The 21,500-nt window shown below is 54.3% G+C and carries 25 protein-coding genes and 2 pseudogenes; 11 read left to right on the top strand and 16 right to left on the bottom strand.

The genetic code is table 11. The features are described 5' to 3' along the window. Position 1: 1 nt before the first annotated feature. Genes MIH18_RS11340 through MIH18_RS11290 form a run of 11 tightly spaced genes read right to left on the bottom strand, consistent with a single transcriptional unit; the run spans position 2 to position 9,161 of the window. Positions 2-772, bottom strand: coding sequence for a F0F1 ATP synthase subunit delta (locus MIH18_RS11340; protein ID WP_249007217.1), 771 nt, complete (start codon positions 770-772; stop codon positions 2-4). Positions 773-810: 38 nt separating this feature from the next. Beyond that, positions 811-1,098, bottom strand: coding sequence for a F0F1 ATP synthase subunit C (locus MIH18_RS11335; protein ID WP_249007218.1), 288 nt, complete (start codon positions 1,096-1,098; stop codon positions 811-813). Next, complete coding sequence (locus MIH18_RS11330; protein WP_249007219.1) at positions 1,095-1,859, bottom strand: F0F1 ATP synthase subunit A; 765 nt, start codon at positions 1,857-1,859, stop codon at positions 1,095-1,097. Before MIH18_RS11330 ends, MIH18_RS11335 begins: the two co-directional genes overlap by 4 nt. Beyond that, positions 1,859-2,170: an ATP synthase subunit I gene (locus MIH18_RS11325; RefSeq protein ID WP_249007220.1), complete on the bottom strand. Its 312-nt coding sequence runs from the start codon at positions 2,168-2,170 to the stop codon at positions 1,859-1,861. Before MIH18_RS11325 ends, MIH18_RS11330 begins: the two co-directional genes overlap by 1 nt. Beyond that, positions 2,160-2,498 (bottom strand): AtpZ/AtpI family protein, encoded by a 339-nt coding sequence (locus MIH18_RS11320; RefSeq protein WP_249007221.1) that lies wholly within the window; start codon positions 2,496-2,498, stop codon positions 2,160-2,162. The genes MIH18_RS11325 and MIH18_RS11320 overlap by 11 nt, the downstream gene beginning before the upstream one ends. Then, positions 2,495-2,905: an ATPase gene (locus MIH18_RS11315; protein WP_249007222.1), complete on the bottom strand. Its 411-nt coding sequence runs from the start codon at positions 2,903-2,905 to the stop codon at positions 2,495-2,497. The genes MIH18_RS11320 and MIH18_RS11315 overlap by 4 nt, the downstream gene beginning before the upstream one ends. Continuing rightward, on the bottom strand, positions 2,902-4,341 hold the full coding sequence (gene atpD / locus MIH18_RS11310) for a F0F1 ATP synthase subunit beta (RefSeq protein ID WP_249007223.1): 1,440 nt from the start codon (positions 4,339-4,341) through the stop codon (positions 2,902-2,904). The genes MIH18_RS11315 and atpD overlap by 4 nt, the downstream gene beginning before the upstream one ends. A 37-nt stretch (positions 4,342-4,378) precedes the next feature. Continuing rightward, positions 4,379-5,284, bottom strand: coding sequence for a carbamate kinase (gene arcC / locus MIH18_RS11305; RefSeq protein WP_249007224.1), 906 nt, complete (start codon positions 5,282-5,284; stop codon positions 4,379-4,381). A 34-nt stretch (positions 5,285-5,318) separates the two neighbouring features. Continuing rightward, a complete protein-coding gene (locus MIH18_RS11300) occupies positions 5,319-6,320 on the bottom strand; it encodes an ornithine carbamoyltransferase (protein WP_249007225.1) in 1,002 nt (333 codons plus the stop codon). Between the two features lie 60 nt (positions 6,321-6,380). Continuing rightward, positions 6,381-7,610, bottom strand: coding sequence for an arginine deiminase (locus MIH18_RS11295; protein WP_249007226.1), 1,230 nt, complete (start codon positions 7,608-7,610; stop codon positions 6,381-6,383). 45 nt (positions 7,611-7,655) lie between these two features. Then, positions 7,656-9,161 carry a YfcC family protein gene (locus MIH18_RS11290; RefSeq protein WP_349292885.1) on the bottom strand — a complete coding sequence of 502 codons (1,506 nt, stop codon included), beginning with the start codon at positions 9,159-9,161 and terminating at the stop codon, positions 7,656-7,658. Positions 9,162-9,415: 254 nt separating this feature from the next. Between MIH18_RS11290 and MIH18_RS11285 the strand changes: the two genes are divergently transcribed. The 6 genes and pseudogenes from MIH18_RS11285 to MIH18_RS11260 form a co-directional block, all read left to right on the top strand. Continuing rightward, positions 9,416-10,084, top strand: coding sequence for a DNA-3-methyladenine glycosylase I (locus MIH18_RS11285; RefSeq protein ID WP_249007227.1), 669 nt, complete (start codon positions 9,416-9,418; stop codon positions 10,082-10,084). A 99-nt stretch (positions 10,085-10,183) separates the two neighbouring features. Continuing rightward, positions 10,184-10,744 carry a YSC84-related protein gene (locus MIH18_RS11280; RefSeq protein ID WP_283164082.1) on the top strand — a complete coding sequence of 187 codons (561 nt, stop codon included), beginning with the start codon at positions 10,184-10,186 and terminating at the stop codon, positions 10,742-10,744. 224 nt (positions 10,745-10,968) lie between these two features. Further along, positions 10,969-11,607, top strand: a complete 639-nt coding sequence (locus MIH18_RS11275) for an N-6 DNA methylase (protein WP_249012471.1) — start codon at positions 10,969-10,971, stop codon at positions 11,605-11,607. Further along, positions 11,604-11,732: pseudogene (locus tag MIH18_RS11270) on the top strand (N-6 DNA methylase); the annotation flags it as partial. The gene MIH18_RS11275 and the pseudogene MIH18_RS11270, both read left to right, overlap by 4 nt. A gap of 44 nt (positions 11,733-11,776) precedes the next feature. Then, entirely contained in the window at positions 11,777-12,250 is a 474-nt protein-coding gene (locus MIH18_RS11265; RefSeq protein WP_249007228.1) for an N-6 DNA methylase, read from the top strand. A gap of 467 nt (positions 12,251-12,717) precedes the next feature. Next, a pseudogene (locus MIH18_RS11260) lies at positions 12,718-12,888 on the top strand (restriction endonuclease subunit S); the annotation flags it as partial. 426 nt (positions 12,889-13,314) lie between these two features. On the opposite strand, the gene MIH18_RS11255 reads toward MIH18_RS11260, so the two are convergent. Then, positions 13,315-13,590: a type II toxin-antitoxin system RelE/ParE family toxin gene (locus tag MIH18_RS11255; protein WP_249007229.1), complete on the bottom strand. Its 276-nt coding sequence runs from the start codon at positions 13,588-13,590 to the stop codon at positions 13,315-13,317. After that, positions 13,568-13,768, bottom strand: coding sequence for a stability determinant (locus tag MIH18_RS11250; protein ID WP_249007230.1), 201 nt, complete (start codon positions 13,766-13,768; stop codon positions 13,568-13,570). Before MIH18_RS11250 ends, MIH18_RS11255 begins: the two co-directional genes overlap by 23 nt. A 226-nt stretch (positions 13,769-13,994) precedes the next feature. Between MIH18_RS11250 and MIH18_RS11245 the strand changes: the two genes are divergently transcribed. Beyond that, entirely contained in the window at positions 13,995-14,786 is a 792-nt protein-coding gene (locus MIH18_RS11245) for a type I restriction endonuclease (protein WP_249007231.1), read from the top strand. Between the two features lie 90 nt (positions 14,787-14,876). After that, positions 14,877-15,410 (top strand): type I restriction enzyme endonuclease domain-containing protein, encoded by a 534-nt coding sequence (locus MIH18_RS11240; protein WP_249007232.1) that lies wholly within the window; start codon positions 14,877-14,879, stop codon positions 15,408-15,410. A 15-nt stretch (positions 15,411-15,425) separates the two neighbouring features. Here the strand turns inward: MIH18_RS11240 and MIH18_RS11235 are convergent, their stop codons facing one another. The 3 genes from MIH18_RS11235 to cobS all read right to left on the bottom strand — a co-directional run bounded on the left by MIH18_RS11235 (position 15,426) and on the right by cobS (position 17,889). Beyond that, positions 15,426-16,274, bottom strand: a complete 849-nt coding sequence (locus MIH18_RS11235; protein WP_249007233.1) for a DUF3037 domain-containing protein — start codon at positions 16,272-16,274, stop codon at positions 15,426-15,428. Then, positions 16,271-17,023, bottom strand: coding sequence for a HipA family kinase (locus tag MIH18_RS11230; RefSeq protein WP_249007234.1), 753 nt, complete (start codon positions 17,021-17,023; stop codon positions 16,271-16,273). The genes MIH18_RS11235 and MIH18_RS11230 overlap by 4 nt, the downstream gene beginning before the upstream one ends. 80 nt (positions 17,024-17,103) lie before the next feature. Further along, entirely contained in the window at positions 17,104-17,889 is a 786-nt protein-coding gene (cobS, locus tag MIH18_RS11225) for an adenosylcobinamide-GDP ribazoletransferase (protein ID WP_249007235.1), read from the bottom strand. Positions 17,890-18,154: 265 nt separating this feature from the next. Here cobS and MIH18_RS11220 point away from each other — a divergent pair, with 265 nt between their 5' ends. The 3 genes from MIH18_RS11220 (at position 18,155) to MIH18_RS11210 (ending at position 21,483) form a co-directional block, all read left to right on the top strand. Then, entirely contained in the window at positions 18,155-19,027 is an 873-nt protein-coding gene (locus tag MIH18_RS11220; protein WP_249007236.1) for an MBL fold metallo-hydrolase, read from the top strand. A 7-nt stretch (positions 19,028-19,034) separates the two neighbouring features. After that, positions 19,035-20,762, top strand: a complete 1,728-nt coding sequence (sulP, locus tag MIH18_RS11215; RefSeq protein ID WP_249007237.1) for a sulfate permease — start codon at positions 19,035-19,037, stop codon at positions 20,760-20,762. 61 nt (positions 20,763-20,823) lie between these two features. Next, positions 20,824-21,483 carry an energy-coupling factor ABC transporter permease gene (locus MIH18_RS11210; protein ID WP_249007238.1) on the top strand — a complete coding sequence of 220 codons (660 nt, stop codon included), beginning with the start codon at positions 20,824-20,826 and terminating at the stop codon, positions 21,481-21,483. The last annotated feature ends 17 nt before the right edge of the window (positions 21,484-21,500 follow it).

Below are 21,500 nucleotides of genomic sequence, written 5' to 3'. Positions count from 1 at the left end.
ATCATTCAGCCTCAGCTTTTGCCCGGCCTGAAGCGCCGGTGGTCAGACGCTCGTTTAGCAGGGCACCAAATTCGTCGGTATAACTGTCAACCGTCCACGCGACTTGGGCACCGCCTATTCGCAGAATCAGTCCGGGAGCCTGATCCGCATCGGTCTCGAAGCTCAGCGCCATGGCTGGCAGCAGTTTTTCGAGATCGGTTTTTAGCTGTGATTGTGCGGCCTCTGGCAAGGGCTCGCGGGTGGTTGCGATGGCTTGGGTGCTGCCCGCTGCCGCTTTTTTCAATTCGTCTACTAACGGTTCCAGGCGTTTGCCAACATGGCGCACTATGGCCTGTTCCAGAGTTTCATCGGCCAGGTCACGAAGGGCCTTGCGGGTGAGTTCCAACAGGGTCTCCTGTCCGGCCCGCTGTAGCCTGGCGGTGAATCTTTCGCGTTCCCGTTCCAGGTGTTTATGCCAGTCTTGTTGTTCCTGCTCCAGCCGGGCGCGGGCTTCTGCCAAAAGGCTGTCGCGCTGGCCTTCAGTATCGCGCAGCGCTTTCTGAATCATGGCGTCCTGGTCAGACTGCAGCTGTTTTTTCTGCTGCTGGAAGTCGGCTTGTGCGGCTTGTGCTTTTTGCTGAGCTTCACCGGCGGCGGCCATGCTTTTGGTGATTTCAGCTTCGCGCGCGTCAATACCGTCCAGAATAGGGCGGTACAAGAAGCGTTTCAGCAGCCACACCAGCACCAGAAAGTTGGCGAGTTGTGCCAAAACGGTAATCCAGTCAATGGACATAGTGGTTAACCTGTTGGGTGAATCAGCCAAATGGCAGGCTAGCTGGCGGTTACCGTCGCTGCCTGTACCGCAGCATCCCAAAACGGGTTGGCGAAGATAAGAATCATCGCCACCACAAAACAGTAAATGGCGGTGGATTCAATCATCGCCAGGCTGACGAACAGGGTACGGGACAGAGTAGGCGCAGCGTCTGGCTGCTGGGCAATGGCGGCAATAGCGGCCGCGGCCGCGCGCCCTTCAGCCAGGGACGGCCCTATGCAGCCAATCGCTATGGTGAAACCGGCGGTAAAAATAGAGATTGCCGCGATAATGGCAAGATCGGTCATGATTGTTCCTCGTTGTGGGACGGCGGCTGTGTTTGTTTGGGTAAGACTTTTTGCTCTTTATTCAAAGCTAATGGCTCTTTATTTAAAGCTGATGGCTCTTTTTCCGCGGTAGCAGAAGAAATATAGACGGTGGCCAGAATGGCGAAGATGTAGGCCTGGATCATGCCGGTGAGAAGGCCCAGCATGTCCATCAGCACCGGGAAGAAAAACGGTGCGACGGTCAGTAGAATGGCGGCAATAACGGCCCCGCTCATCACGTTTCCGTAAAGGCGGATAGCCAGCGAGATACCACGGGAAAATTCGCTGATGATATTGAACGGTAGCATGATGACCGAAGGTTCAATAAAGGTTCGCAGGTAGCTTTTTACGCCGCCGCTGGCAATGCTGAATACCGGAACGGCGACCAGCACCGACAGTGCCAGGGCCATGGTGGTCGACAACGACGAGGTGGGCGGCGAAAAGCCGGGAATCACCAGCATCAGATTCGATAGCGCAATAAACAGAAATAGAGTGCCGGCGAAGTACATCACGTGGCGGGCTGAATTCTGAGTGACTTCCTCAATCTGGCCCTGAATCAGTTTTACGATCACTTCCAGCGCAGTACGTAGGCGGTCGGGCGGCACGTCTGCGCGCAGGTTGCGAGTCACAAACCAGGAAATGCCCACCAGCAATACCATCACAATCCAGGTATTCACGATGGTCGCGTTCAAGCCCCAGCCACCGAGGGTGAGCACAATGGTGTTGTCCGGTGAAAACTGCATTACGCGCCCTCTTGTTCCGCTAAAGGTGTGGTTTCACGGTTTCTGGCCCAACGCAGCGCGACCATGCGCACTAACAAAAATGCCAGGGCGAAACCGGCCATGGGCCAGGCTGTGGCACTGCTGGTGGCAAGCCAGAAACCGACGCCCAGCAGCATGGCGATGCGCACGGTCGCGCTGAGCAATAACAGGGCTTCGGGCTGGCGCGAACGCAGAGCGCGTTTCATACCCCAGGCCAGCCCGACAAAAAATACGCTGCTGACGGCCACCCCTACGGCCAATCCCAGCAATACAGCTGACCAGTCAACCGTCATGTTTGTCTCCTTCGCTGGAGTCTGTGTGGTTATTATCGCCGCCGGCTTTTGGGGTTTCTTTGTCAATCCAGTTCCAGGCGATCATGGCGCCCACCACAATACCCCCCAAAATCAGCGCGATAGGCCAGGAAAAATTCTGCGGCGCTACCTTGTTCAGCCATAACCCCAGAAACGCCCCCGCAACGGCGGGTACCGCTACTGACCAGCCAATCATGCCAAAGGCACCGATGCCTCTTAATGGACTGGTTCCGGGCTGTTTGCGGGCGCGCTGAAGTCGTTCAGTGCTGCGGCGGATGTCGTCGGCAGAACGGTCTTTGCGGCTGCTCATAACGCGGGCTTCCGTAAGTCGCCAAAGCGTCGGACAATGTTGGCTTCCAACCGTGATAGCGCTGACCGGGCTACCCGCTCTTCTTCGTCTACCTCCACAAAGGCCGTTTGTATGGTGTCGTTCAGGGTGTCCAGACTGTCGCCCTGAACACCCCGGCGAATGGCGATGTCTACCTGATGGCCGGTTTTCACCAGCAGGCCCTCGTCGATACCAAAAAACAGCTCGTCACCGGTTTCGTCGGTCAGAATCAGCACAGACGGCACCAGTGCGGTGACAAAGTCGGTATGGTTGGGCAGCATGCCAAACGCACCGTTGACGGCGGTGGCAAATAGCCGTTGTGCGCGGCCTTCGAACAGAGTGCGGGTAGGCAGTCTCAAGGTAACCGTCATCACGTTGGCCAGGCTCATGACGAGGGCGCCAGATCTTTCAGCGAGCCGATCATATAATAGTCGCTTTCGTTATCGTTGAACTCGGTCTGGTTGAGGATGGTTTCGCAGTCGTTCAGTGTGTCTTTGATGGGCACGCGCCTGCCGTTGGCGCCGTCGGCCGAACCAATGGTGAAGAACGGCTGGGTCAGATAGCGTTCCAAACGTCGCGCCCGCGCCACAACGGCGCGATCGGCGGCTGACAGTTCTTCCATACCCAGCATGGAAATAATGTCCCGCAGGTCTTCATAATCGGCCAGGGTGCGCCGCACCGCGCGGGCGATGTCGTAGTGGCGCTGGCCGACAACCGCGGGCGTCAGCATCACAGAAGCCGAGGCAAGAGGATCGACCGCTGGGTACAAACCTTCGCTGGCGCGTTTGCGCGACAGCACCACCGAAGCAGACAGGTGCGAAAAAATATGCGCAGCAGCAGGGTCGGTGAAGTCATCCGCCGGCACGTATACCGCCTGAATAGAGGTGATGGAACCGTTGCGGGTGGAGGTTATGCGCTCCTCCAAGGTGGCCAGTTCGGTGGCCAGTGTGGGCTGGTAGCCCACCCGTGACGGCATGCGGCCCATCAAGCCGGATACTTCCGAGCCTGCTTGAACAAAGCGGAAAATGTTATCGATCAGCAGAAGAACGTCCTGCTTTTTATCGTCACGGAAATATTCGGCCATGGTGAGCGCTGTTTTGCCCACCAGAAAGCGCACGCCGGGAGCCTCATTCATTTGCCCGAACACCATCACGGTTTTGTCGCGCACTCCGGCGTCGCCCATTTCCCGGTAGAGTTCTTCGGCTTCACGGGAGCGTTCGCCAATACCGCAAAACAGGCTGACGCCCTCGTATTCCTGCACGGTGTTGTTAATCAGCTCGGTGATCAGCACGGTTTTGCCCACACCGGCGCCGCCAAACAAACCGGTTTTGCCGCCGCGCTCGATAGGCGACAGCAGGTCAATGGCCTTGATGCCGGTTTCCAGAATATCGCTGTGCACCACTCGGTCTTCCAGCGCCGGTGGTGGTTGGTGAATAGAACGGCGAATGTCGGTAGCAGGGGCGGGTTTGTTATCAATGGGCTCGCCGAAGACGTTCAGCATGCGGCCCAAAACAGCGTCTCCTACCGGAACCTGGATGGGTGCGCCGGTGGCACGCACAGAAACCCCCAGGCCCAGCCCGCGTACCGGTGCCAGCGCCATACAGCGCACGGCGCCGCTTTCCAGCAGTGACGTGACTTCCATCGCCAGATTACCGGCGTAAAGCAAATCGTGAATACGCGGAGAGTCCTGCGGAAAAAGAACGTCAACAACGCCACCGCGAATGCCGACGACCTCTCCATCAAGTTCGTGATTTGCGAGGTGCTCAGTAACAGAAGTAGGCTCCGGGCTACGCTGATCTGAGCCTGGAATAGCTTGATTCAACATGACGAAGCGCCTGAACAGTTAAGAGTTGTGAGTGGCATCACCCTGTGATGAGTGTTCCCGCGCGCGCCTCCAGAATGGCAAGCGCATCTTCTAACCGGCCAATGCCGCTGATGCCCCCGGTATCTGCAAAGTCGCAGGCCGCCGTTACCTTCGGTCCCATGGACCCGGCGGGAACGTCCAGCGTTCTTGCCTGGGCCGGTGTAACGGTGCGAACCGGAGCGGCGGTGGGTTTACCAAAGTCACGATAAACAGCATCCACGTCGGTCAGCAGCAGTAACGCATCGGCGCCCAACTCTCTTGCTAGCAGCGCACTGGCGGCATCTTTGTCGATGACCGCCTCAACACCGGTCATGCTGCCGTCGTTGCGGCGCAGCACAGGAATGCCGCCACCTCCGGTACAGATTATGACCACCTCTTGATCCAGCAGTAGTTTCAGTACGCGCATATCCGGAATTTCTTTTGGCGCAGGGGAAGGCACTACCCTGCGCCACTTGTCGCCATCGGCTGCGATATGCCAGCCGGCGGCCGCGGCGCGGGATTCCGCTTCTGCCTTATCGTACACCGGGCCAATAAATTTGGTCGGATTGGCAAAGGCAGGATCATTCGGATCGACAACAACCTGGGTCAGCAGGGTTGCCACCGGGCGATCATGGCCCAGAGCATTTTCCAGCTCTTGCTCAATCATATAGCCGATCATACCACCGGTCTCGGCACCCAGCACATCCAGCGGGTAGGCTTCTTCAGGCTTATAGGCGGCACCCTGCAACGCCAGCAAGCCCACTTGGGGGCCGTTACCATGGGTAATCACCAGTCGGTGCCCGGCGCGCACCAGTTCCGCCAGGGATGTCGCGGCTTTTCGGACATTGGTGCGCTGGGCTTCGGCGGTCAGTGGTTCGCCACGTTTCAACAGGGCGTTACCGCCCAGTGCTGCAACAATCAGCATAGTGTGTGTCCTTTTTCAGCAATCCGCGCCAGAGTCAGGCCCCAAGGGTGGCTACCAGCACCGCCTTGATGGTGTGCATACGGTTTTCGGCCTGGTCGAAAACAATCGAAGCCGGGCTTTCGAAAACGTCATCGGTTACCTCCATGGCACTGATTCCGAACTCTGCTTGAATTTCTTTACCAACGATGGTGTCGGTATTGTGAAACGCTGGCAGGCAGTGCATGAAGCGGGCACGGGGGTTGCCGGTTTTTTCCATCACCGCCGCGTTCACCTGGTAGGGCGCTAACAGTTTTATCCGCTCGCCCCATTTTTCTTTCGGCTCGCCCATAGACACCCAAACGTCGGTGTAAATAAAGTCGACCCCGGCCACCGCCGTATCGACATCCTCGGTAATGGTAATGCGGGCGCCGGTTTCCTTTGCAATCGCCTGAGCCTCATCCTGAATGGATTGCTGCGGCCAGCAGACTTTGGGTGCACACAGGCGCACATCCATGCCCATTTTGGCACCACCAATCAGCAGGCTGTCGCCCATGTTGTTGGCGGCATCGCCCAGAAACGCGTAGGCCACCTGGTGCAGCGGCTTCTCAACATGCTCCTGCATGGTCAGAAAGTCAGCAAGAATCTGCGTCGGGTGGAACTCGTCGGTCAGGCCGTTGTAGACAGGTACACCAGCATACTCTGCCAACTCCTCGACAATCTTCTGGCCAAAACCGCGGTACTCGATGGCATCGTAAACCCGGCCCAACACCCGAGCCGTGTCTTTTACCGACTCTTTGTGGCTGATGTGGGTGCCAGAAGGCCCAAGATAGGTGACCCGGGCGCCCTGATCGTAAGCGGCCACTTCGAACCCAACTCGTGTGCGGGTGGAATTCTTTTCAAAGATAAGCGCGATTTCTTTGCCGACAAGCTGCGGTACCTCTGTGCCGGCGTATTTCGCCGCTTTTAGATCTGTTGCCAGCTTGAGCAGAAAGCTGATCTCCCGGGGGGAGAAATCTCGCAAGGTCAGGAAGTGCCGATTCTTCAGGTTAAAAGCCATGGTCTTTGTCCTCTTGGCGGGCGGATGAGGTCAGGTGGAGTGATATAGAGTGATATAGGGTCAGATGGGGTCACGAATCGTGGGGCAGCTCATGCAGCGGCCGCCGCCCCGACCACGGCCCAGCTCAGCGCCGGGTATGGCCAACACTTCGATTCCCGCCGCTTTGAGTGCCGCGTTGGTGTCATCATTTCGGTCGTAGCCAATCACCACGCCCGGACTTATGGCCAGTACGTTGTTGCCATCGTTCCACTGCTCACGCTCGCGCTCGGCCGGGTCGTCGCCACCGGTTGGAACCACTTCCAGGGATTTGTAGCCAAGAACTTCTGCCACCACATCAAACAGCGGCCGTGAGTTCTGGCGGAAAGACAGGTGTGTTTTGCCCTCACCGGCGCGCAAGTCATAGCAGATCACTTCGTCCGCTACTTCCTTGAACGCTGTAACCACATTGCCGCCGCAGAAGGTGAATATGGTGTCCAGATGCATGGCGGTACGGGATTTTGGAATCTGGCAGGCAATGACTCGTTCCGCAGTGCCTTTTTCAAACAGAGCGTTGGCTAATTGTCCTACGGCTTGTGGTGATGAACGTTCGCCCATTCCTACAAGCACGGTGCCATTGCCCACGGGCATGATGTCGCCGCCTTCGAGCGTAGCCAGGCCATGATTCTTGGTAGGGTCGCCCCAAAGCACGTCTGCTTTGCCGGCGAACTTCGGGTGGAAACGGTAAATGCCGGCCATCAGCAGGGTTTCGGGTTTCCGCGCGGCCCAGTACATGGGGTTAAGTGTGACACCACCGTAGATCCAGGCACTGTTATCGCGGGTGAAAAGAAAGTTTGGCAATGGCGGCAGCACAAATCCGTAGTGCCCCAGGTGGTTGCCAAAAAGACCGGTTGGGTCAAAGGGTAAGTCGGCCACTTCCAGGCCACCAATCAGGTATTCGGAGAGTTTTGAGCCTGGCAGCTCGTCCATCCAGCTGCGAAGGTCCGAAATCATTCCGACTCCGATATCGTTCCAGGTGATTCGATGATCGAGAATCCATTTGCGGGCTTCAGGTATGTCTAAAGTGTCTGCCAATAAATCGTTGACGTCTAAAACCTCAATATCCCGTGACCGCATAAGCTCGGAAAATACGTCATGATCTTTCTGAGCCTGTTTCACCCAGAACACGTCGTCAAATAGCAGGGCATCACAGTTAGACGGTGTGAGCCTGCGGTGAGCCAGGCCAGGGCGACAGACAATGACCTGCCGCAGTTTTCCGGCTTCAGAGTGCACCCCAAGTGTTGGTTCAGACATGGTTAATCTCCAATGAGTGTGGCTTCGTTATTACTTCGAGCGATGTCAAAGCAATGCCGCAGCACTGATGACCACCGAAATGAAAACTGTAAGAATCAGCAATAAGGGCCAGATGAACACGAGCCAGCGATCGTATGACACCCGCGCAATGGCCAGGCCGCCAACGACAACGGCGAAGGTGGGGTTGATCAGATTGACCAGACCGTTGGCAGACTGAAAAGCAGTCACAACCAAGTCGCGTCCAACATTGGCGAAGTCGGCCAGCGGTGCAAGAATCGGCATAGACAACACGGCCAGGCCTGAAGACGACGGCACAAAGAAACTCATGCCCACTTCAATCCAGAACATCAGGTTGATAAACGCAAGCTCGGGCAGCCCGCCCAACGAGTTTTCGGCGCTGTGCAAAATGGTGTCGGCAATCATGCCCTGGTCCATAATCACCACAATGCCACGGGCCAGCCCGACCACTAGCGCAACGCCCAGCAAGTCACGGGCGCCATCGACAAAGCTGCCGGTCAGTTTTTTCTCGCCAAGGCGGGCAACAATGCCGATCACAATGGCCGAACCAAAAAATAGCGCGCCCATGCGGGCCATCCACCAACCCTGCGAAGACACACCCCAGATCATAAACACAAAGGTTGCAGCAAAAATCAGCAGGGCAACAATCTGGGTTTTGTTGAGTGTGGAATCATCAACTCCCTCACTTTGCTTGCTGAGGAAAAGGCGGCGGTGAGCATCCCATTGTTTGGCCACAACAGAGCGGGATGGATCCGCTTTAACGCGTATTGCGTACCGCATGACATAAGCGGCACAAATAAGCAGCCCACCAATCAGCAGAATAAAGCGCACCACAATGCCATTGGTAAAGGGAATGTCGGCCGCATTGGCGGCGATAACGGTGGCAAACGGATTGATGGTGGAGCCCAGTACGCCGATACCGGACCCCACCAGAATAATGGCTACCCCGGTAACAGCATCGTATCCGGCGGCCATCATCACCGGGATCAGAATGGCGTAAAAAGCCAGGGTTTCTTCGGCCATGCCATAGGTTGTGCCGCCGATGGCAAACAGGGTCATTAGTATCGGAATCATCCAGATTTCATGGCCCTTGAGGTGGCGCATGGCACTGCGTATGCCGGTATCAATGGCGCCGGTGGCATTCATGACACCCAGAAAGCCACCCAGGAAAATGACGAACAAGGCAACATCTATAGCGTTGGCCACATAGCTGTCGGGGTCATAAAACCCGGCTGTAGGTGCGAGCATTATGTCCACGAAACCCTGAGGGTTGGCCTCAACAACCTTATAGGTGCCAGGCACGGCCACCTCGCGGCCGACCTCTTCATTCATCACCCGGTCGTATTGGCCAGCAGGTATAATCCAGGTCAACGCAGCCACAAATATAATCAGCAGAAACAGAATGGTGTAGGCGGTAGGAAACCGCGTTGCCAGATCGTGTTCCGGGTTGTCTGAAGAGTTATTTGGAGAGTTATTTACAGGATCTGACGAATCGTCAGAGGGGGCTTTCAGGGGGTTGTTTTTATTGTTCACAGCATTTCTCCTTTATCCACACCGACAGCTATAAATAGAGCCAATGAAAGATCCTGATCCCGGCTGCGAACGCTTTAGCCTTGCCCAGTCAGGTGGGGCCGCGATTTCCAGATCGTTAGCCTTCAAGGTAGTTGAGAAAGGGCCAAGCGGAGTTGAGTTAGGTCACTATTATGTGAGAGTGCTATTAATTTTCAGTAATCCATCTATATGTCCACCCACTATCCAGCCATCCACACACCAAAAGATAAAATGCTATGCGCTTTTCAGAAATTCATGAGCGCGCGATTGCGCGCAAAGGTGGCGTTGCAGAGTTAAACGCCCGGTTACCCACGCCGCCGCCGGCCAGCGAGCTGGAGCAGCGCAGTGACGACCGTTATTTGGCAGAAATAACCTGCTGTGTGTTCAAGGCGGGTTTTGTATGGCGGGTGATTGACAAAAAATGGCCGGATTTTGAAGCCGCCTTTCACGGCTTTGTGCCGGCCTATTGGCAGCAAGTATCGCCAGACGTGCTAGAAACCCTGGCCTGCGACGAACGCATCGTACGCAACCTGCAAAAAATCCGCACGGTGCCGGAAAACGCCCGCATGATTATGGACACGGTCCACGAGCACGGCAGTTTTGGTGCATTTCTGCGCCAGTGGCCATCGTCTGATCAAGCTGGGTTGCTGCTGTGGTTCAAGCGCCATGGTTCGCGACTGGGTGGTAACAGCGCCCAGTATTTCCTGCGCCGGGTCGGCTGGGACGGCTTTATTATGTCCAACGATGTTATTCAGGTGCTGCGCCATGCCAAGCTTTTGGATGCATCAACGAGCAGTAAAAAAGGCCTGTATCAGGTGCAGGAGGCATTTAATGCCTGGCATCAAGAAACGGGCTTGCCTTACAGTCAATTGTCGCGAATAGCCTCCTATTCAATTGATGGTTAAAGCAAGTCAATCGATGGTTAAAGCAATGTGTCCCAGCTTTAACGGTTAGTTTTCAGCCAACAGATCTATAGTTTGGTGAACACTCAGGAGGACTGTGTCATGAATCGTTTAGGTAAAACCTTTTTTGGATTTGTATTCGCGCTAACGTCCGCCATGGCAATGACCGTTGCGAATCCGGCGCTGGCGGCAAGCGCTGAAGATCTTGACCGCAATGCAATGCAGTCGTTGGATACGCTGTATAAAGTGCATCCGGTGGCTGAAACTTTAGCAAAAAGTGCCAAAGGTATTTTGGTGTTCCCCAATATTGTGAAAGCTGGCTTGGTATTTGGCGGCAGCTATGGCGAAGGCGTGTTATTGAAAGGCTCGGCGGTAACGGATTACTACAATTCCATCACCGGTTCCTGGGGCTTGCAAGCCGGAGCTCAGTCCTACGCTTATGCGGTGTTTCTGATGACGGATGCCGCCGTGTCTTATCTGGAGAAAACCAATGGCTGGGAAATTGGCGTTGGTCCGACCGTCGTTCTGGTTGACGAAGGCGTGGCTAGAAATCTGTCGACCTCGTCGCTGAAAGACGATGCTTATGCGTTTATATACGGCCAGCAGGGCCTAATGGCCGGGCTGAGTATTGAAGGTACTAAAATATCGCGTATCAATCGTTAAGCTACTCAGTATTGACGGTTAAGCTATAGCGCGTAGACAAGGCTGTGGGTGGGCCCATCATTCGCAGCCTTGTTTTTCTATTTTCAGCGGCGAGTTCAGAGGAGATTTTAGTGGAGAGCCTGGCAGAGGGTTAGGCCAAACCCCCGGTAAGCGCTATCATACTGCCCATTATTCGAACCGTTACTACCGCGCCTTAATATCGCGTCCGTAAATAAAGGCAGTTCATGAGCAAGCAGTCTTCCTCCGTTAAAAAGAACACCCGCACCTTCGAACAAACCCTCTGGGACACCGCCGACAAGCTACGCGGCACGGTGGAGTTCTACACCATGAAAAACGTGTTTTACCTGCCGGAGCACGCCCGCTGGAACACACTGCAAAAACAGGCCAAGCAAGACGACATCGCGATAAAAATCGACACTGCGCTCTATGCCATTGAAAAGCTGAACCCGTCATTAAAAGGCGCACTGCCGGATAACTACTTTTCACGCATGGGGCTGGAAGCCAGCAAGCTGGCGGCGTTGATTGATTCCATCAACAACATCGCCACCGTGAGTGACCAAAGCAGTGCCGGGCCAGATGGTAATGAAGAAGACCTGGTTGGTAGGGTGTACGAATACTTCCTTGGCAAGTTCGCGGCCACCGAAGGCAAGGGCGGCGGCGAATTCTACACCCCTAAGTGCATCGTTAATCTGCTGGCGGAAATGATCGAGCCTTATCAGGGCAAAATTTACGACCCCTGTTGCGGTTCCGGCGGCATGTTTGTGCAGTCCGTGAAGTTTTTGCGCAACCACGAGGGCAACCAGAAAGACATCTCCATATACGGCCAGGAATACACCGCACTACCTACAAACTGGCGAAAATGAACCTGGCCATTCGCGGCATTGCCAGCAACCTCGGTGATGTTCCAGCGGACACCTTCTTCAAAGACCAGCACCCGGATTTGAAAGCCGACTTCATCATGGCGAACCCGCCGTTCAACATGAAAGCCTGGCGCGGCGCGGACGAGCTCAGCACCAACCCGCGCTGGGCCAGTTGTTCTACACCACCCAGATTCCGGTGTGCTTGTGGTTCGTTACCAAGAACAAAACAGCGCAGGCCATTGCTGGCCACAGCGACAGCAACCACCGTAACCGCGAAGGCGAGACCCTGTTCATCGACGCCCGTAACATGGGCTCTATGATCAGCCGCACCCACAAAGAACTCATCGCAGACGACATTGCCGCAATCACCCGCACCCACCACGCCTGGCGGGGCGAAGCCAAAGACGGCGGTTATGAAGACCTACCCGGTTTTTGCAAAGCCACCACCCTGGCAGACATCAAAGCCAACGATTACGTGGTCACGCCTGGCCGGTATGTGGGCGCTGCCGCGATAGAAGATGATGGTGTTCCGTTTGAAGTGAGAATGACTGAATTGAGCCAGACCCTTTATCAGCAGATGGCGGAAGCTGAAAAGTTGGATGTGGTGATTCGGGAGAATTTGGAGGGGTTGGGTTATGGGGAGTGATTGGCAAGAGATATCGTTAAATGACGTAGCTACTCTGCGGAACGGGGCAGGCATCAAGCAAGAGTTTTTCGCAGAACAAGGTATACCGTTAGTCCGAGTTTCAGATTTCACCCAAGACTCGATCGATATGGCTGCTTCTCGCTTCGTTGAAAATGAGCATGCAAAAAAGTGGTCTTCATACTTGCTTTGTAAAGACGACGTGATAGTAGCCACTGTTGGGTCGTGGCCGCCAAATTGGTCGTCTGTTGTGGGAAAAGTGATTCGTGTACCTGAGAAGGCTATAGGAGCAATCCAGAATCAAAACACATGCTGCATTTTGCCAAACGCTGATCTGCTGGATATCAAATTCCTCTTTTACCGATTAAGGCTGGAAGACTTCGCATGGCATGCGGCAAACTCGTCTGGCGGAAGCGCAAATCAGGCTCGACTTCCTATTCGGAAGCTCGGAGACTTTAGCTTTTGCTTGCTTGCCTGCTCTGCACTTGCAAAAAACCATCGCTCATATCCTTGGCATTCTCGACGACAAAATCGACCTCAACCGCCAAATGAACACCACCCTGGAAGCCATGGCCCACGCCCTGTTCAAAAGCTGGTTCGTCGATTTCGATCCGGTGATCGACAAGGCTCTGGCCGCCGGCAACCCCATCCCCGAACCTCTCCACGCCCGCGCCGAAGCCCGCAAAGCTCTGGGTGCACTCTGGACTTCCGCTGTACTGGATTTATGAGGCTCTTCAGCTACTTGACATTAAATCTATGGGTGCCGATTCAGCAGTCCCCGGGGTCAATCGGAACGTTATTTATTCAAAAAAATGGTGTTTCCTAAGCTGCAAGCGCTAGAGGAATACACTAAACAGATTTCAGCGATAACAAGCAGAAAAAAGACTGTAGATGCAGCGAACGAGGCCCTTATAACGTTGAGAGACACCCTCCTCCCCAAACTCCTATCCGGCGAACTCCGCATCCCCGAAGGCTAGCAGCAAATCGCCGAGGTGCTCTGATTCATGATCAGGTTCATGGGAGAGCCAACGGGAGAGGCGTGGGAGCGCCTGAAGAGCAGGAAAACCTTAAGGGTATTCCTGCCGTGCGTGCAGAACTCTCAGGATATCGATGAACTCGACGCCCGCCTGATAGATCACAAGGTAATTTGGGTGGACAACCGCCTCGCGAGTGCCGGTTACTCGCCCGCCTCTGAAGATCAGAGGCGCTGCCGGAAGGCCTTCTACGGTGCGCAATATTTCCGAGTGTAAAGACCACGCCGCAATGGGGTTGCGTTCGTCAATGTAATCGATGATTTCAATCAGGTCGCTGGTGGCTTCCTCAGACCAGCGGACGGTTAGCACGGGCTTTCCTGCGTTCTTCAAGCTCAGCCCGCACCTTCGACATGGCTTCGTCATGTGCCAGTTTTGGCTTTGTGCTGCTCATCGCTTCCTGCACTTTGGCGCGGAACCAGCGATCATAGCTGGCCGCTTGTTCCTCGGTCTCGAATTCGGACACGATTGGTGATAATTGAGCGCTCATGTTTTATCTCCTCTGCTCAAAGCAGTATACAGCTTCATTCAGCTATCGCTCAAACGAGGGTGGCCATTTTGCGAAGTCGCCGAATAAAACCATCTGCTGAGCAACCCTGATCCTTTATCGCAAAGCCAGGGCCCACTCTCTCATGGAGAAGCAAGTTGGTTTGTTACGCCGTCTGTGCAATATTGCGTTTGTAAGTGTGTAATGTGTTGAATTTACGGAGTAAGTAATGGGCTTTAATGAGGCACGGCTGGAACAAGCCATCATCGAACTGCTGCAGGCTCAGGGTTATCCCTATTGCCCCGGTTCTTCACTTGTGCGCGAACCCTCCGATGTGCTGATTAAAGCCGATTTAGCGGCGTTTTTGACACAGCGTTATTCAGCCGGTCACATTACCGGGGCGGAGGTCGCTTCTATCATTCGCCGGCTGGAAAGCCTGCCTGCGCTGGACTTATATGAATCCAACAAAACCATTCATAAACTGGTCGCGGACGGCTTCTTGTTGAAACGGGAAGACCGTAGCCGCAAAGATCTATATATCCAGTTGATTGACTACCAAGGTCTGGCCAAGATGCGCCTGCCCCGTGAGGGGGAAGTGCTCACGCTGGCGGCGGAAGTGCCGGAAAACTACGGCGGCCCGCGCAACATTTACAAGCTGGTGAACCAGATGGAAATCACCGGCAGCGAGAAGCGCATTCCCGATGCCGTGCTTTACATCAACGGCCTGCCGCTGGTGGTTTTTGAGTTTAAAAGCGCGGTGCGCGAAGAAGCCACCCTTCACGACGCCTACGTGCAGCTGACCACCCGCTACACCCGGGATATTCCCCAGTTGATGAAATACAACGCCCTGTGCGTGATCAGCGACGGGGTGAACAGCAAGATGGGCTCGCTGTTTGCGCCCTATGAGTTTTTCTATACCTGGCGCAAGGTAACCGGCAACGAAATTATTGGGCAAGACGGCATTAATAGCCTGCACACCATGTTTGAGGGCTGGTCAATCAGGATCGGCTGCGCCAGGTGATTCGACACTTTATCTACTTTCCGGATGTGTCCAAGCAGGAAGTAAAAGTGGTGTGCCGTTACCCGCAGTTTTACGCCGCGAATAAGCTGTATGCCAATATTCTGCAACACCGAAAGCCTGAAGGCGATGGCAAGGGCGGCACATACTTTGGCGCAACCGGCTGCGGCAAGAGCTTCACATTACAACGAGCGCAAGGAAGACGATGTGTTAGTCGGCAATGTTCTGGAAGATTTCACCGATACCATCATTGACCGCTACATGGATTTGATTCAGGCGCTGAAGCAGGAACTCGGTTCTTTTGAGGAGCTGGGCATTGATCTTGAAGAGAAAGCCTTTTACGACATTTTGAAAGACCTGGCCATCAAGTACGACTTCAGCTATGCCGAAGACAAGCTGTTACCCTTGGCGAAAGCGGTGAAGGTCGTGGTGCAGGAAAAGGTGAAGTACACCGATTGGAACCAGCGCGAGGACATCAAGGCGGAATTGAAAGTTGGCCTGATTCTGCTGCTGGCAAAACACGGCTACCCGCCGGTGGATCGTGACGAGGTGTACAAAGAGATTTTTGAGCAGGCGGAAAATTTCAAGCAGCATTCCAAACAAAACCAGGCCAGCAGCGGATCTTGAAGTGGCGCTTAACGACTAATGAGCGGCGAACTCCAGAATTCTGGCTTTTTCATTGTATAGCACCACCTCAATGGCATCGTCCGCCAGAGAATCCCGTGCTTCTTCGAATGCCTGAAACCTGATGTCTGAAGGGGGAACGTCTTCAGGCCCTTTAACCGGGAATAAAACTGGGCCATGAAGCAAGTTACGCTTCCTCAGCTGGTTCACCTTTAGCTTCCAGTGACCGCCGTGCTCGATAATTGCTGTAGAGTCCGCTTGCCCGAGAAATAAGGGTTTTATAACCTTAATCGCTTTATCGTCGTCTTGTTCGACAAAGGGGAATGTGACGCTGTACAGATGATCTTCAACTTTCCGTTTTGAAAAGTGGCGAGCCAGGTTGCTTTGTTCAAGTAGTTTTTTGATACCTTTTTCCAGAATAGTTTCCTGGTATTCCCTAGTTACAAAGTTCCGGCCAACGTAATAATTGAATAACTCTTGCAGGGTTTTTTGTGGATCTTCAGAAAGAATGCTGCGCCGCTCGCTGAATCGCGCGATGGTTTCTCTGGGGCGAATCAGCTCGTCAAATATGCCGTTATGGAAGCCGTATTCCATGCCGTCACCACTAAACTCGGTGGTTTTGTTGTGAAGCAGCATACTTTGAATTCTAAGCAGTTCTGCCTCTATATTAGCCATGGTTTTCAGGTAAACGGCTTTGTCCAACTCTTCAAAAAATTGGGTAATCCGGGCGTATTTTCGACGCAATAACTTGAAGCTCAAGCTGCGTGTTTTTGGTATCCACAACAATACACCGACATTGGCAAACTCGCCGGTTTCAATGTAAGGCATAAATCGCACTATGGCGTATTGACACGCGAACCTAGTCATTTTCTGCTCCAGAAGTCCCCGTTGTTGAAGCGTTGAAGATTTTCAAGCAATAAGTCCAGGTTCAGGTTGGTTTTCATCGTCATTTCCTGGTCGCTATAGAGCCATTCTTCTGGAATACGATTCACAATAGACTGCCAGTTGTGAAGGGCCTGCTCTGCTCTTAAAGTATAGTGGTCTCGTTCTAACAAGTCATCGAAGATACCAGGTGCGCAATCTTTAAATATATGAAGTTTAAAAAAATCATCGTTAGAGAACTCTGAATCAAAAGCTTGGTTATGATCAATGACCACTAAGCGCTGGGTGCCGGGCCCCCAAAACAGGTTCGGATTTCCCCCGCTCTCTGTCAGCATGCGATCTGCATTAAAAATCCACCAGTCAAAAAACAGGACGGCGCGCCTAACCTCCGGGCGGATGCTGCTAACTTGAGAGTACGACAGTTCTGTCACCATTTGCTCAACGGAGCCGAAAGCCGGGCCAGTACCAAGATCATGAGTATGTTCGACTGAAAGTAATTCGATTAACTCTTCTGGCACGTAAACAATGCTAAACGGCGCTATAGGTATACCAAAGCTTAGCGCAAGATTGCCCGCGATCCATTCCTTGATCTGACTGTCTCTGCCTGCACCAACTCCTTTCACGAAATACGTATTATCGTCGTCACCACGACAAATAAATGGGTGAGTTATACCTTGCTCTGAGCGACGGATAACTTCGACTATTTCGACGACGGATTTTTCTGGAGGTGACACAGGTTCGTTGATTCCTTTCTCTTATCCCTGTTAAAAGTCAATCTACTATAAGGGCGTGATATTGGGAGTCAATGCAATGCCTACATCCCCAATAGCAACACCAGCTCACAAAACACCACGCTGGCCCCCAGCGCGTCGCCGGTATAGCCGCCTAGCTGGCGCTTCAGATACCAACCCCACAGCAGAGCAACCCCAATCACCGCCACCGGTGCCAGCAGCCATAAGCCCGGCAGCCAGGCGCTGAACAGCAAAGCCACCAGTAGGGTAAACCCACTGCTGCACCAAAGCCGCCGGCGGGAAAAGCCTTCGGCCACCGGTTTGCTTTTGCTTTTGTCGGGATCGGTCACGTAATTCAGGAATGACATTAACAAAAGTGGTGTTTGCCGGCTGATGGCAGGAGCCAAAAGCAGCGCCAGCATGATGTGATGGCTTTCCACCAGCAGGGCGACTTTAAGCGCTAACGCCAGTACGAGCGCGACTGTGCCATAGGTGCCAATGCGGCTGTCTTTCATGATTTCCAAGCGCTTTTCAACGGTATAGCCGCCGCCAAACGCGTCGACGCTATCGGCCAGCCCGTCTTCGTGAAAAGCGCCGGTAATGAACAGATGAAAACACAGCACCAGCAGAACGCTGACCAGCGGGCTGCAAAACAGCCCGAGTAGCGCAAACAATCCGACGTACAAGGCGCCTAGCAACAAACCGACGAGTGGAAAGTACACGCTGCACTGATTCATCATTTTTTGGGAATAATCAATCGATACCAGCATGGGTATGCGGGTTAAAAATCCGACGGCCAGCCAGAAGGCCTGCCACTCGCGGGCAGCGGCTGTTGTGGTCTTTTTCTGTGTGGGATCTGGGCCAGTCAAAGCGAACTCCGTATGTGAGTCAGACCGGGGATAATACCGGATTGGCTGCGCTGGGTGTGGCGTTATGCTTCAGTGGCCGTAACGCCTCAGTTAAAATGCTTAAGATAGGTATTGTGTCTGATGGCCCTGGACCTTGTGGCCACAACATTCTTCTGTCAGCTGGGCTGCTTAGAAGAAAACAGCACTTCATTATATATTCCATCGTAGTATATGCTTAGAGCCTATTCAGAGGTTCGATATCTGCGAATTCGAAAGGAGTTTAGTAATGACCACGACCAATCCAACCGTTCAGCATTTTTTTGACGAGCCCACCAATACCTTCAGTTATGTGGTGCAAGACCCGGCGTCTAAGGCCTGTGCCATTATCGATTCGGTACTGGATTTTGATTACGCCGCGGGCAGCACTAGCACGGCCAGTGCAGACGCTATTATTGCCTATGTGCGCGAGCACAATTTACAGGTGGCGTGGATTCTGGAAACCCACGTGCACGCAGACCACTTGTCGGCGGCACCTTATCTGCACGCGCACTTGGGCGGGCAAACCGGCATTGGCGCACATATTTGCCAGGTGCAGGAGATTTTCGGCAAGGCGTTTAACGCCGGATCGGAATTCGCCCGTGACGGCAGTCAGTTCGACAGGCTGTTTAAAGACAACGACAGTTTCGCTATTGGTGGGTTGCAGGCTCAGGTTATGCATACGCCCGGCCACACGCCCGCCTGCCTGACGTATGTTGTCGGCAATGCGGCGTTTGTGGGGGATACGCTGTTCATGCCGGACTACGGTACGGCGCGCTGCGATTTTCCCGGTGGCGATGCCCATGTATTGTTCCGCTCAATTCGACGGGTTCTGGCCTTGCCAGACACAACCCGTCTGTTCCTGTGCCATGATTACAAGGCGCCCGGCCGAGAGATCTACGCCCATGAAACTTCCGTTGTGGAGCAGCGCGAGCACAACATTCATGTGCATAACGGAATCAGCGAAGACGACTTCGCAACTATGCGCAATGAACGTGACGCCACCCTGGATATGCCACGGCTGATTCTGCCTTCGGTGCAGATTAATATGCGCGCCGGCGAATTGCCCCCAGCGGAAGAAAACGGACAGGCCTATTTGAAAATTCCTCTAAACCTGTTCTGAGCTGCTGATGAACCTATCCCGTTACCTGCCCGTATTGCGGTGGGGCAAGCAGTATAATCGCCAGCAGGCAGGCAGCGATTTGGTGGCAGCACTGATTGTCACGGTAATGCTGATACCGCAGTCATTGGCCTACGCTTTGCTAGCAGGTTTGCCTGCTCATATTGGCTTGTACGCCAGTATATTGCCGCTGGTGTTATATGCGCTTTTTGGCACCAGCCGTACCTTGTCGGTGGGCCCGGTCGCCGTTGCGTCGCTGATGACCGCGGCGGCGCTTGCGCCTCTGGCGCAGGCCGGTAGTGCTGAATACATCATGGGCGCCGTTGTGCTGGCGTTGATGTCGGGGTTGATGCTGGTTTTAATGGGTGTGTTACGCCTGGGTTTTCTGGCCAACTTTCTTAGCCATCCGGTTATCTCGGGCTTTATCACGGCTTCCGGCATTGTGATCGCAGCGAGCCAGTTCAAGCACGTGTTCGGGATAACCGGGTCAGGCCATAACCTGTTTAATATAGGCCGTTCGCTTTGGGCATCGGCGAGTGACATCAATCTGGTTACGATGGCGGTGGGTGTGAGTACGCTGGTGTTTTTGATGTTGGCGCGTACTCGCCTTAAACCTGTCTTGTTGGCGTTAGGGATGGCACCGCGGCTGGCCGATGTGGCTACCAAAACGGCGCCCATTCTGGCGGTAGTGTTAACCACCCTGGCGGCCTGGTTCTGGCAGTTGCAGCTTCAGGGGGTAAAGCTGGTAGGGCATGTTCCTTCCGGGCTGCCACAGTTAGCCTGGCCACAAGCCGACTGGGTGCTTTGGCAGCAGTTGGCAGTGAGCGCTTTACTGATCAGCGTGGTCGGGTTTGTGGAGTCGGTGTCGGTAGGCCAAACCTTGGCGGCCAAACGCCGCCAACGGATTGACCCCGATCAGGAACTGATCGGGCTGGGCGCGGCCAATCTGGGTTCGGGTATCTCTGGTGGCATGCCGGTAACCGGCGGGTTTTCCCGTTCAGTGGTGAATTTTGACGCTGGTGCCGAAACGCCGGCGGCCGGAATCTACACGGCGGTGGGTATTGCGGTGGCCACCCTGTTCCTGACCCCGGCCATTGCCTGGTTGCCGCAGGCCACGCTGGCGGCGACGATCATAGTGGCGGTGTCTACGTTGATTGATATTCCGGCACTGAGGCGCACTTTCCGCTATTCACGCACCGATTTCGGTGCCATGCTTGCCACCATTGTGTTGACTTTGGGGCACAGTGTAGAGGCTGGTATTATCACCGGGGTGGCCTTGTCTCTGGGGCTATTTTTATATCGTACCAGCCGACCCCACTGCGCCGTGGTTGGTCGGGTGCCAGGCAGCGAGCACTTTCGTAATGTGTTGCGCCATAAAGTAGACGTATGCCCGACGGTGACATTTTTACGGGTAGACGAAAGCCTGTACTTTGCCAACGCCCGATTCCTGGAAGAAACGGTGTTGGATATTGTGAACCGCGAACCACAGCTGACGGATTTGGTGCTGGTGTGCCCGGCAGTGAATCTGGTAGATGCTTCGGCGCTTGAAAGCCTTGAGACGATTAACGAGCGCCTGATAGATGCCGGTGTGCGGTTGCACATGTCAGATGTAAAAGGGCCGGTGATGGACCGGCTTAAACGCACGGAGTTTTGTCAGCACTTGAGTGGTGGCATATTTTTGAGCGCCCATGAGGGCTGGAAAGCGCTGGTAACGGGCGCCAAAAACAATGATTCATAGCCGATAGAGATCAGCACGGCAGGTATCCGGTCGCCGCTGACTACGCAGATGGGCCAGACACATGGGTATGACTGAGAACCTGCTTTCTACCACCCAATGGGTGATTACGGCGTTGCTATTCGCCGTTATTTTGCTGGCGGCTGTGCGCAGTGTCGACTGGCATAAGCTACGGCAAGACACCTCGTTGCAGCACACTTTCTTCGGCGCCGCCGTGGTGCTCGGGTTTGTGTGGCAGTTGCGCGCTGGCATATCACCGGGGCTGTCTATTCACGTATTTGGCATTACCCTGGTTACCTTGATGTTGGGCTGGGGTCTGGCCGTATTGGCGGGTTTGCTGGCACTGATGATTACAGTGATCACTGGCCGTGAACCGCTGGTTATGTTTGCTGCCAATGGACTGATAACAGTGATGGTGCCTGCGCTGGTCAGTTACGCCATCATGCTGTGGGAGCGCCACCGCGACTTCAACAATTTCTTTGCGTATATTTTTGTCTGCGGATTTTTCGGTTCGGCCATTTCGGTGGCAGTGGCCGGCGTGGTGATGTGTCTGATGCTATGGACCAGCGGCGTGTACACCTTTGCCGAGCTGGTGTATGAATACCTTAGCTATCTTCCCTTGTTCATGATTCCGGAGGGCTTTGCCAACGGCGCGTTTGTAACAGGGCTAATGGTGTTCCATCCGGATCGCCTGACCACGCTGGATCAGCGCCGCTATCGTTGAGCCGCGGCTTTGTTGCC

It is taken from the genome of Marinobacter sp. M3C (genome assembly GCF_023311895.1).
Classification (GTDB): Bacteria; Pseudomonadota; Gammaproteobacteria; order Pseudomonadales; family Oleiphilaceae; genus Marinobacter.
Note: the sequence above shows the minus strand (reverse complement) of the source record. Positions and strands in the feature narration are given on the sequence as shown.